The organism is Nocardia yamanashiensis NBRC 100130, assembly GCF_001613325.1.
Taxonomy (GTDB): Bacteria; Actinomycetota; Actinomycetes; order Mycobacteriales; family Mycobacteriaceae; genus Nocardia; species Nocardia yamanashiensis.
In genome coordinates, this window is record NZ_BDCD01000067.1 from 1 (window position 1) to 11,091 (window position 11,091).

Consider the following 11,091-nt stretch of genomic DNA (forward strand, 5'->3'; position numbering starts at 1 on the left):
CTCGATCAGCACCTGATACCGGCGCATATCGATGATGTGATCCACATGCTCGATATCGACCGGGCACTGCTCCACACACGCACCACAGGTCGTGCAGCTCCACAACACCTCGGGATCGATGATGCCGTTGACATCCTCGTGCCCGACCAGCGGCCGCTCCGCCTCGGCGCGCGCCTCGGCCGAAATCTTCGCCAGCGCAGCCTCGTTCGGCTTGCCCTCGGCGTCGACCAGACCGATCTCGTCGCCGCCCATGTCCTTGCGGCCACCGGCCAGCAGGTACGGCGCCTTGGCGTAACCGTGGTCACGCAGCGACATGATCAGCAGCTTCGGCGACAGCGGCTTACCGGTATTCCAAGCGGGGCACTGGGATTGGCAGCGACCGCATTCGGTGCAGGTGGTGACGTCGAGGATGTCCTTCCAGGAGAAGTCCTCGAACTTGCCGACGCCGAAGGTGTCGTTGTCCGGATCCGCGGTCTCCATGTCGATGGGCTTGCCGCCCGACATCATCGGCTTCAGCGCGCCCAGCGCGACGTCGCCGTCCTGCTCACGCTTGAAGTAGATGTTCGGGAACGCGGCGAACCGGTGCCAGGCCACGCCCCAGGTGGTGTTGCGGCCGACCAGCAGCAGGAACAGCGCGCCGGAGCACAGCTTCACGAACGCGAAGATGGAGACCAGGGTCGGGCTGGCGGGCAGCAGCTTGGCGACCTGCTCGGTGAAAAAGTCGCTCCAGGTGTGGGATTCGCCATACGCGGCGATCTTCCCGGCCTTCACCAGCACCATGCCGAGGCCCTCGACGAGCACGATGGACTCGATCACGTAGGCGGGCGCGAACTTCGATCCGCTGAAGCGCGACAGGCGTTCCGGCACGCGCGGATGGTTCAGCTGCCGGATGACGATCAGCACGACGATGCCGACAACCGTTCCGATGCCGAGGATTTCGTCCATCAGGTGGTAGATGCCCCAGGACCCGATGATCGGCCAGTGGAACTCGCCGTCGAAGGTCTGGCCGTAGGCCTCGAACCAGAGGATGAAACCGGCCAGGAAGCCGATCATGACCAGCCAGTGCGCCCAGCCCACGGTGCGGAACTTGTTCATCCGCGTATGGGCCAGGAACTCGACCATCATGGTCTTGAAGCGGGGGAAGAACGGCCGCCAGCGATCCGGCGCGGACTGGCCGACCATGATGGTGCGGGCGATACCGCGTACGCCGCCGAAGAACGACGCCCACGCGATTAACGTGAACGCCGCTCCAATCGTGCCCAGCGTCACTGTCAGGGCATTCATGTCCGCGACCTTTCTCGGAGTGTCAACGTGCTTGCCGAGCGGCGTCTACCGCTCCGGGTTGCTCGTATCCTAACGGACGGTAAGTTACCCGCCGGTAACTTAACTGCATAGGGTTTCTCACACCGTAAATCCCGGCATTTCGCCTCACCAACCAAGGGCAGGCTTACTTTGAAAACCCGGGCCGCTTCCTTATGAAAGCAATGTCGCATCTGTCCGGGTGATCGACTAGGCTCACGCTGTCCGACAGCTGTGCGCATCTTCACATGCTCGGGGAAGGTTCGCCGTTTGGCGCGTGGCAGGGCCCGGAGGGAAGCTCGGGCCTCGCGTGGTGACAGATGAGCACAGACTGCTGTACCTGATGACGGATTGGAAAAAAACCGAATGAAGCTTCGCAGCACCACTGCGGCGGCTGCCCTGGTCATTGGCGCTATGACCGTCGGGATGTCCTCTGCCCACGCCGATACCGCCCCTGCCACCGAGGGCAACATCCAGTACTCCACCAAGATGGAGGAGAAGGACGGCACCAAGGTAGTCGTCTCCAAGCTCAAGAACGGCACGTTCGAGCTGGCCGAAGTCGAGGGTGCGACGCCCGAAGACAAGAAGCAGACCGTGGTGAACGTCAAGGACATCTCCGGCGCCACCACCATCACCTTCCCCCTCTCGTTCTCCGTCGGCGGCACCCCCGTCGAGGTGAAGTCCGAGCTCAAGGAGAACGGCACCGTCCTGCAGGTGACCCCCGAGAAGCCGGAAGGCTTCCAGCCGGGCACCCAGCCGGTCGTGGCGCAGGCCCAGCCGATCGCCTCGGCCACCGAGAACCAGCGCGCGATGTCGAACTTCTCGACCCAGTTCGCCCTGGCGACCGGTATCGGCACCTTCGTGGGCACCGCGCTCGGCGCGGTCATCGGCTGCATCGTGACCATCCCGGCCGGCTGCGTGCCCGGCCTGGTGCTGGGCGCCGGTGTCGGCGGCATCATCGGCACCATCGTCGCCGGTGGCCCGACCCTGGTCGCCGCGGGCCTGGAGCTGATCCAGGTGCTGCAGGCCGCGGACGGCACCACCAAGTGGGCCAACTGAGCTAGTACCGCACAACGGCCCGTCCTCCTCGTAGGGACGGGCCGTTGTCGTATCTATAGGGGGCATTAGGGGATTCGGGGCAATAGTCCGCTCCGTGTCGCCCCATTCATCGGGTTAGTCCGAATGGTCCCCCGGAAAAGCGAATCCCCCCACACCCATTGGATGTGAGGGGAACTCCCCGAATGCGAGGCTGAAGCTCAGGCGCCCCAGCCCGCGCAGGCGGCGCCACCGGAAGAAATGGTGCACAGGGTCTTGAGCAGGGCGAAGAGTGCGCCAGTGATACCGGTGTCAGCGACGAAGAACATGTAATCAACCTCGAAAGATAGTGTGGGCCAGGAGGGCTGGGTTGCAACCAGTTCGCGGATACCTTACCGAGATTTGCGGTATTCTCCTAGTCCCTTTTACGGGGGTGTTTCCGATATCTCAGGGCAATTCCAGACGGCCGGTCTGTGACACCGTGCCCTTGCGCCGTCCGAAGCGCGCGAATGTGCGTTCCGTCATTTCGAAGCGGCCGTCCTCGCGAACCAGCAGCACCGTGCTGCAGCGGGTGCCGTGCATCGGATGGGTGACGAAGCGGGAGGACACGGCGCGCTCGCCGTATCGGCCCAGGCCGGTGTGCGGGAGTTCGGCGCGCGGCGCGCGGGTGCGATCGGCCAGCACGTCCAGGTAGCCCGCGGTATTCGCGGGATCGGCGGCGACCACGTCGGCCAGGGCGCGCACGCCGTCACGGACCTTCGGCCAGGCGGGAGTGGCGGTCCCCGTGCGGATCTCGCGGCCGTCGGGCTCCAGGGTGCCCACCAGGCAGCCGTTCGAGACGCCGTGGAAGCCGGGGGCGAGTTCGCGCGGGGCCTGTGCGCTGCGATTGCTGTGCCACCACAGCGTCTCCAGATCCGAGACCACCAGATTGAATCCGTTGTAATCGTCGGGCGTGGCGGCCACCCCGCGCACGAACTTCTCCGGGCCCGCGTCACCGCGCAGGAAATCCAGCAGCAGCGCGCCGCGCGAGCGCGCGTCGGGGCGGGCCTCGTCCGGGCCGCGCACATTGGTGACGGTGGCGAAGCGATGCGAATTCTCGGCCACGCCGAGCCAGGTGCCGGGGGTAGCGCCCGCCGCGCCCAGATCCCGCCCGGCCAGCAATCCCGGCACCTCGTCCCAGCGGCGCAGGGATTCCGTTGGGCGGGTATAGAACTCGTCCCGATTGGCGGCGACGATCAATCGGTAATCCGGATGCGCCTTCCAGCCGAGCAACACCAAACACATGGATCCAGGATGCCCGAGCGCCACGGTGCGCGTCTCCTGCCCGACGGCTGCCCCGCTACCGCCCGAACGCTGCCCGGTCGTACCCGGATGACCCCGGAGAGCGAAAAGCCCGGCAGCGCAACGGCTGCCGGGCTTTTCGGAAAAGCGCTGTCAGTTGGTGAGCACCCGCAGGCCCGGGTTGTCCGAGAGCACGGTGCTCAGCGGCTGCGCGAACAGCTGCGGGGCGTCGCCGGTGAGCAGGCCGATCAGATTGGGGATCTCGCAGATCGGGTAGTCGGCCACCGAGGAGGCGCTGGAAATGCCCAGGGCCTGGGTGCCGGTGATGATCGGGCCGCCCGAATCACCGGGCAGGGCGCAGATATTCGCGGAGAACGACTGGGTCAGCAGCCGGTCGCCGACCTGCACGGTCTGATCGATGGCGTTCACCACGCCGCAGCTGAAGCCGGTGCGGGCGCCGGACTTGCAGACCGGGGCGCCGACCACGGGCACGGCCACGCCGGTCAGGGCCACCGGAGCGGCGTTCGGGACGCGCACCAGGTTGTTGACGAAACGGTCCTTGTACTCGGCATTGATGGCGACCAGCGAGTAGTCCTGGTTGCCCAGCACCGACTTGTCGAAGAAGCCCATCTGGTTGCCCATGCGGTCGCCGACCATCTCGTACACGCCGGGCGAGTTGGAGCCGCCGGTGGCCGCGATATTCGGATTGCAGTGGCCCGCGGTGATATTCACCAGGTAGTTGTTCTTGTCCACGCCGTTGAAGCCGAGCGAGCACTTCAGCGACATGCGGCCGGAGACCGAGGCGTAGCCGTCGCCGGCGGCCAGCGGGCCGGAACCCGCACCCGCGACCGGGGTCGCCTGCGCGATGTCCTCACCGGCGGCCGGCGGGGCGGCCATCACGATGACGCGGGCCGGGCTCATGAAACCGGGCAGCGTCAGCCCGGCCTGATCCACCCGCACCGCGAGGGTGTTGTTCATGGTGTCGATGGCCACGCCACGAACGGACTTCGACACCGCGGCGGGCTGGCCCTCCAGCCACTTCTGGAAGGCGTTCTTCTCGCTGCGCAGCGTGGATTCGCTCTTGGCCACGTCCTTCACGCTGAAGCCGGCGTCCGCCGCGGCCTTGCGGGCGGCGTCCAGCTCCTCGCCCTGGGCCAGCGCGACCACGGCCTTACCGGCCTCGTCCAGCCAGGAACCGGCGAAGACGGCCGGGAACTGGCGCTGCGCGGTGGTGGCGAAGGCGGCCAGCTTCTGCGCGGTGTCGGCGCGCGCGAGGTAGTCCTGCGGGGAGATCTTGAGGTCGCGGGTGATGGCGGCGACCAGCTCCGCGGGCAGCTCCGCCTTGGCGGGTTCCGCGTGCGCGCTGCCTGCCAGCGGTCCGGCGACCAGCAGCGCGGCGGCTGCGACGGCGGCGGAACGGACAAGGGCTCGCGGACGGCCCGCGGCAAGCGAATAGCGCATACGTGGCAGGAGCATGAGCCGACTATATGGTGTCGGGACCGTTATGCCTACTTATTGCCGGGTGACGATTGGGTATTGGCGCGGCAAACAAGAGGCGTGTCCGGTTCAAGATCATCGCCAGCGCCCGTATTCGGCGCCTACGGTGCAGATCACGATCCGGAAGAGCGGAAATCCGCCCTTCCATCACGACACGCGGAACATGTCCGGTTCAGGCGCCCGACTGGGTGCGCACCCGAATGCCGCTGCCGATTCCGCCGCCCGAATTCGCATCGATATCGGCGAGAATGGCACGCACCGGAATGCCCAGCGTCGCGGTACCACCGTACTGGGCCAGCGCGCTATTGGCCTCGTTGCAGTTCGGCGCGTCGGCCGCATTCGATCCACTCGTGATGCCGAGCGCGAGCGTGCCGGTCACGATGGCGCCGCCGCTGTCGCCGCCCAGGGTGCAGGCGCTGGAGGCGAACCCGCGCACCGTCTTGGACTGGCCCTCGGCGGTGTAGAGCTGGGTCTCCACCCGATCCGCCACCACGAAACCGCAAGTGAAGGTGGACGATTGGCCCGACTTGCAGACCGGCGCGCCGGTGATCGGGTCCGCCACGCCGGTGATGGTGAGCGTGGTGGAGTTGGCGCCGCGCACGTGCGGCTGGTCCATGCCGTTGGCCACCGCCGCGTCGTTCAGCTTGATGACCGAATAGTCGAGGGCCTGGCCGCCGCCCAGCTGCGAGCGCACGAAGGAACCCACCTGCGGGCTGGCGGCGATATTGCGCACGTTCGGGATGTAGACGTCGGCGCGCTCGTTGCCCTTGCCGATATTCGGATTGCAGTGCCCGGCGCTGATATTGAGCGCATTGCCCGCGGCGTCCACGCTGTTGAAGCCGAACGAGCACACGTCCACGGTGGTCAGTGCGGAATCGCTGATCGCGGTGGGCGCGGTGATGTAGGTGTCGCCGCCCATCGGCCGCCGGTCCACCGGACCGCCGCTGTCGGGCGAGAGGATCACCTTGATATTGGCGATCAGGGTGGGCAGGTTCAGCAGATGCCCGGCCGGCGTATTGGCCACGCTCAGCACCAGCTGCGAATTCAGGAAATCGATGGCGACCGAGTTGATCGCGCCGGAGATCTCGCGCGGCAGGCTGGTGATCCAGCTGTTCAGCTGATCCAGCGAGGACTCCATGCCGTCGGCGTTGATCGGGGCCAGGCGGGTCTGGTAGCCGTCCTCGGCGGCGATGCGGGCGGCATCGAGCGAGGTGACGGCCAGGACCGGCTTACCGTCGGTGCCCATCCAGGCGCCGGCGAATTCGTCGGGGCGCTCGGAACGGAATTCCTTGGCGTAGTCCCGCAATTGCTGGGCCTTGGCGGAACGCTCCAGGTATTCGGTCGCGGTCATCTTCAGATCACGCTGGATGGCCTGCACGAGTTCGGCCGGAAGTTTGTCAGCGGCAAGCTGATTCGGCGAGCCCGGCTCCGCGTGCGCGGTGACCAGCAGGGGACTTGCGATAACGGTCGAAGCGAAAGCGACGGTGGCAGCTCGGACCGCGGCGCGGCGCGCCATGAACTTGCGCATGGAGTCCCTTCGTAGTGCACCCAGCTGACCGATAGGCCCGGTTACTTCGCGGAACCACGGTCAGCGCACCACTTTAGGGCACGAAGCACGGTTGAGCGCTACGAAATCATTGCGGAATGAACTCCCACGGATTCTGCGGCACCTGTTGCCCCGGCATCATCCAGCTCGGCACCGGGTACTGATACGGGTACGTCGGCGTCGAACGGGTGGTGGTCGGCGGCGTGGTGCGCGGCGGTTCCGTGGTGGTCGGGGGCACGGTGGTCGTGGTGGGCGGCGGCGTCGTGGTGGGCGGCGGCTCCACCGGTTCGGCGATGGGCGGCGCGACCGGGGTCGGGGCTTCCGAACTGGCCGGCGGCAGCAGCGGCGGAGCGGCGCCGGCGGTGCCGGAGGGCTCCGAGCCGATCTGGCCGCTCGGCGGGCTGGGCGGCGAGTCGTCGGGGCGCAACACCGTCGCGACCCCGAGGGCACCCAGCAGCAACCCGATGGCGGCGGCCGCGGCGGCGATGAAGTAGGGACCGCGATTGGGGCGGGCGGCCGGGGTGGCGCGCACCGCGGGCTGTTCGCCGGTGCCGGTGCCGGTCACGGCGGGTTCGGCGGTGGTCGGGGTGACGGTGACGGGCACCGCGGCCGAGTACGCCTGGGCCAGGGTGGCGTTCTTTAGCGCGGGCAGCACATCGGTGACGTCGGCCGCATTGGGCGTGGCCTCCGACGGGTCCGGCGGGGTCAGGCCGGCCGGGGTGGACAGCACCGCGGCCAAGGCGGCGCGGGCGGCGTTGTAGGCGAACGATTTCCCGGTGTCGGCGTCGGGCTGCGGCAGATCGCGCTCGCTGACCAGCACCACCGATTTCAGGCCGAGATAGTCCAGGGCCTCGCGCAGCGCCCGGATATTGGCTTCCGGCCAGGTCGGGGGATGGGTGGCGTAGAACTCGGCGGGGCCGTTCAGGTGATCGGTGGCCAGGTCGATCAGGCAGAAGGCGGCGGTGGCCAGCAGGTCCTCGGCGCGGTACGCCTCGCCATCGTCCACCGCGATCCCGGCCGGATCGCCGACCGCGGACACGAACCCGGTGATCGAATGCGAATGCCCGGCGGGCTGTTCGCCGCCCAGTACGGCATCCCCGTCGTCGGACATGTGCAGCACCGACTCGCGCACGATGTAGTGCACCGGGAGTGTGGCGTCGTCGCCCGTCACGACGGCCACGACGCATTCGTCGTCGGCCATCCGCAGGCCCACCCCAGTGGCCATCCTCGTTACCTCGCTAGATGCGTCCGGGCTCTCCCCGCGCCCAGGTCATACGAGGAGTGAACCATGACCCATGGCGCGGAGCATTGACAATAACTCCGAACGCGAGCCCGCACCGATCCGACGCCTGATCCGCGCCACGTGATGCTCCACCGTCTTCGCCGAGATGTAGAGGCGGGCGCCGATCTCGCGATAGGTCAAGCCCAGCAGCACCAGCTCCGCGACCTCACGCTCGCGCTCACTGAGAACGGTATCGGACATCGGCTCCGGGCGTGTCACGGGTGTGGCCGGAGCCACCGGGCGGACCGGGACCGGCTGGGACGGATGCGCCTGCGCGCGCACCGTGCGCGCCAGCTTGAGCAGCGCCGTGGCGGCCACCGCGTCCTGGGTGGCCAGCGCGGCCTCGCTCGCCAGCCGCGCCGCGTCCCAGCCCAGGCCGAGATCGGCCAGCCGCGCCACCGCGCCCTCGACCCGATCGCGATCGACCTGCCCACGCAGCACCAGCACCCAGGTGCGTCCCGCGTCGGCCAGCACGGCGGCCTGTGGATCCCCGGCCAGCGCCGCCGTCTTCAGCCGATGCGCGTGTGGGAGCAACTCTTCCGGGCTCTCGTGCGCGATCGCCGCCTGGACCCCGTACCAATGGAACGCATTCCCCCAAGCGGGCGGATCCCCCAGGCGCGCAAGCAGATCCGACGCCGCGTCCACCAGCGACTTCACCCGGGCCTCGTCCTTCAGCCGGATCCCCGCCAGCCACAGTTCCCCGATCGGCAAGAGCGCCAGCAGATCCGCGCTCACCTCGTCGAACAGTGGATAGGCCGCATGCCAAGCCAGCGCCAGCGCCGCGTGATCCCCACCGCGCCTGGCCAATCCGACCAGCACGCCGTGCGCCAGCAACCGATCCCGCGCATCGAGATCGGTGATCCGGACTGTCGCCAGCTGCGCCGTAGCCGATTGCTCGTCCCCGCCCAGCATCGCCACCCAGGCCGCCAGCACCCGCTGCTGCGCGTCCTCGGTCCCGCCGCGCAACGCATCACCCGCCCGGCCGGGCTCTCCCATGCTCAGGCACAACAGAGTCGCGATCGACACCGCCGAACACGGCAGGAACCGATCACCCCCGTTCTCCCCGGGCGCGACGCCCGAATGCGTGGCGTGGATGAGCGCGGAGGCCGCCGCCACCGCTGCGGTACGCGCGGCGGTGATCGCCTGGTTGTGGGTGGGGCTCGCGGTAGGCGCGGCGGCGTCCGGATCGGTTGCCTGCCTACCGAATTCGGCGGCCGGGTCGGTCGATACCGGAGTGCCTGCGATTTCGCGGGATGCGTGGTGTGGTGAGTCGCCGTTGTCGGAGCTCGGGGGTAGAGCCGGGTCGGACGGGGTCTGGTGCATGGAGTCGCCGAGGGCCGTCGCGATCAGGGCGGCGCGGGCGGTGGCTTCGGTGGGCGGCCAGTGGGTGGCGGCCGCGGCGAGGGCGCGGGCCGCGGTGAGATCGCCCGAGAGGAAGAGGACGGCGGCGGCCACGGCCCAGTCGGCGCCGACGCGGTGCGGGCCGAGCCAGATGTAGAGCTGGGCGGCGCGGGTGGTGAGGGAACGGCGGGTCCAGACGCCGGAGCAGATGCGGACGGCGGCGGCCAGGTCGGCGGGGTCCGCGACGGGGCGGCTGAGGGTGGGTTCGGCCAGGCGCAGGGCGGTGTCGCAGTCGCCGGTGCGGGCGGCGGCGTCGGCCCAGCGGAGGGCGATGGCGGTGGTGTCGGCGCCGGCCGCTGCCGCTGCCGCGTAATGGCGGACGGCTTCCTCGCCTGCTTTTTCCGCTGTGCCGCAGAGGAATTCGGCGAGACGAGGGTCTCGGACGCCGGATTCGGCGAGGTGCAGCGCGGTGTGATCGCGGAGCAGGCCCGCGTCCAGGCGGGCGTGCAGCAGGAGGCGCTGGACGGCCAGGTAGCGGCGATCGCCCACGAGGGTGCGGAGCGGGGCGATCGCGGGGTGCAGCAGGAGATCGGCGTCGGTGATCAGGGCGCTGCCACGCGCGCGATCGACCAGATCCTGTGCGGCAGAATGGGTTACGCCGAGCACCTCGGTGAGTTCGCTCGTGTCCAGACCAGCGCCGGCGGCCGCCACCACGAAGGTGTCGAGCAGATCCGGATCGGCGTCGTCCAAACGGGCGCGGGCCCAGGCGGATACGGCGTCGTCGACCGCGACCGCGCCCGCGTCCAGGCGGGCGGCGCAGGCGGCGGACAGGGCAGCCACCACGCCGCCGTGGATACCTGCCGTCTCCCGATGAATATGCTGCGCCAGCGCTTTCGGCACCATCATGCCCAATTCGCGCGCGAACGGAGCGATCTCGGTGGTGCCGAGCGCGCGCAGATCCACGACTCGTCCACGGCGTGCCGCTCGATCGGTGAGCGCGCGCAGTCGAATGTCGTGCGGACGCGGCCGCGTCGCGACGATCACCACCCCGGACGCGGATTCGATGACCTCGCCCAGCATTTCGAACAGCGCCGGGGGCAGGGTGTGAGCGTCGTCGACCACCAGCGCCAGGCGATTCGCCCGGCCCCGGGCAGCGCCGCCCCGCCCGGACCTCGCGCCGACGCTCAGGTTCGGCACGTCGGCTCCCTGCCCGGAGCGCACCGGATCTGAATCCCGTTCCGGCAGTGTCACATCGGCCGCCCAGTCGGCGAGCGCGTCCGCCTCGGCGCCGAGCTGTATCGCATCGTGGCCCGGCCGGGCGGGGAGCAGCTCGGCCGGGTTGTCGGTGAGCGTGTAGCCGCGGGACCGGAGACGAGTGCGGATGGCGCCGAGCAGCACCGACTTTCCGGTGCCGGAGCGGCCGCGGATCAGATAGAGCGGGGGAGCCGGATCATCGGAGTCCAGGTCCCGGAGGATTTCTCGTGCGCACGGGAGGGAATCGAGTGCGACGGGGGTGTTGCTTGCCACGAAGAACCAACTCTCAGCCGCCGTTGTTGGAACGGTTCTGGCCCGGAAGGGCGCCGACCGCGTTGCCGAGACCGTCGACTGCGGAGTTGAGGCCGGGGACGGCCGTGGGCACCTGGGGGAGTGCCGGTGCGACCACCGTGGGCTGATAGGTCGGCGCTTGCCCCTGCCCGGGAGCTGCCGGAACCTGTTGCTGGGTGGTGGTATTCGGTTGCGGAGCCGAGCCGTCGGCGGGCTGGGCCGCAGCCGGTTGCCCCGTGGCCGGTTCGGCGGCGGGTGCGCCCGT

Annotated in this window: 7 protein-coding genes and 1 pseudogene; 1 reads left to right on the forward strand and 7 read right to left on the reverse strand. The window is 68.9% G+C overall.

All coding sequences use genetic code 11. The features are described from left to right. Positions 1-1,284: 4Fe-4S dicluster domain-containing protein (locus tag NY1_RS41500; protein ID WP_157762850.1), on the reverse strand; the 1,284-nt coding region annotated here is incomplete at its 3' end. A 441-nt stretch (positions 1,285-1,725) separates the two neighbouring features. On the opposite strand from NY1_RS41500, the gene NY1_RS41505 reads away from it, so the two are divergent. Further along, positions 1,726-2,358 (forward strand): DUF8020 domain-containing protein, encoded by a 633-nt coding sequence (locus NY1_RS41505; RefSeq protein ID WP_233035561.1) that lies wholly within the window; start codon positions 1,726-1,728, stop codon positions 2,356-2,358. 423 nt (positions 2,359-2,781) lie between these two features. Here the strand turns inward: NY1_RS41505 and NY1_RS41510 are convergent, their stop codons facing one another. From NY1_RS41510 to NY1_RS43985, 6 genes and pseudogenes are all read right to left on the reverse strand, one after another. Further along, the gene (locus NY1_RS41510) at positions 2,782-3,618 is read right to left on the reverse strand and encodes an NRDE family protein (RefSeq protein WP_067723564.1); all 837 of its coding nucleotides are present in this window, start codon (positions 3,616-3,618) and stop codon (positions 2,782-2,784) included. 150 nt (positions 3,619-3,768) lie between these two features. Beyond that, the gene (locus NY1_RS41515; protein WP_233434714.1) at positions 3,769-5,091 is read right to left on the reverse strand and encodes a S1 family peptidase; all 1,323 of its coding nucleotides are present in this window, start codon (positions 5,089-5,091) and stop codon (positions 3,769-3,771) included. Between the two features lie 193 nt (positions 5,092-5,284). Beyond that, entirely contained in the window at positions 5,285-6,640 is a 1,356-nt protein-coding gene (locus tag NY1_RS41520; RefSeq protein ID WP_067723568.1) for a S1 family peptidase, read from the reverse strand. 106 nt (positions 6,641-6,746) lie between these two features. Then, complete coding sequence (locus NY1_RS41525; protein WP_067723570.1) at positions 6,747-7,883, reverse strand: hypothetical protein; 1,137 nt, start codon at positions 7,881-7,883, stop codon at positions 6,747-6,749. 45 nt (positions 7,884-7,928) lie between these two features. Continuing rightward, entirely contained in the window at positions 7,929-10,808 is a 2,880-nt protein-coding gene (locus tag NY1_RS42540) for a LuxR C-terminal-related transcriptional regulator (RefSeq protein ID WP_369690476.1), read from the reverse strand. Positions 10,809-10,821: 13 nt separating this feature from the next. Then, positions 10,822-11,091: pseudogene (locus NY1_RS43985) on the reverse strand (hypothetical protein); the annotation flags it as partial.

Coding starts and splice junctions, on each gene's coding strand:
- NY1_RS41505 (WP_233035561.1), top strand. CDS start 1,726: ATGTCCTCTGCCCACGCCGATACCGCCCCTGCCACCGAGGGCAACATC.
- NY1_RS41510 (WP_067723564.1), bottom strand. CDS start 3,618: ATGTGTTTGGTGTTGCTCGGCTGGAAGGCGCATCCGGATTACCGATTG.
- NY1_RS41515 (WP_233434714.1), bottom strand. CDS start 5,091: ATGCTCCTGCCACGTATGCGCTATTCGCTTGCCGCGGGCCGTCCGCGA.
- NY1_RS41520 (WP_067723568.1), bottom strand. CDS start 6,640: ATGCGCAAGTTCATGGCGCGCCGCGCCGCGGTCCGAGCTGCCACCGTC.
- NY1_RS41525 (WP_067723570.1), bottom strand. CDS start 7,883: ATGGCCACTGGGGTGGGCCTGCGGATGGCCGACGACGAATGCGTCGTG.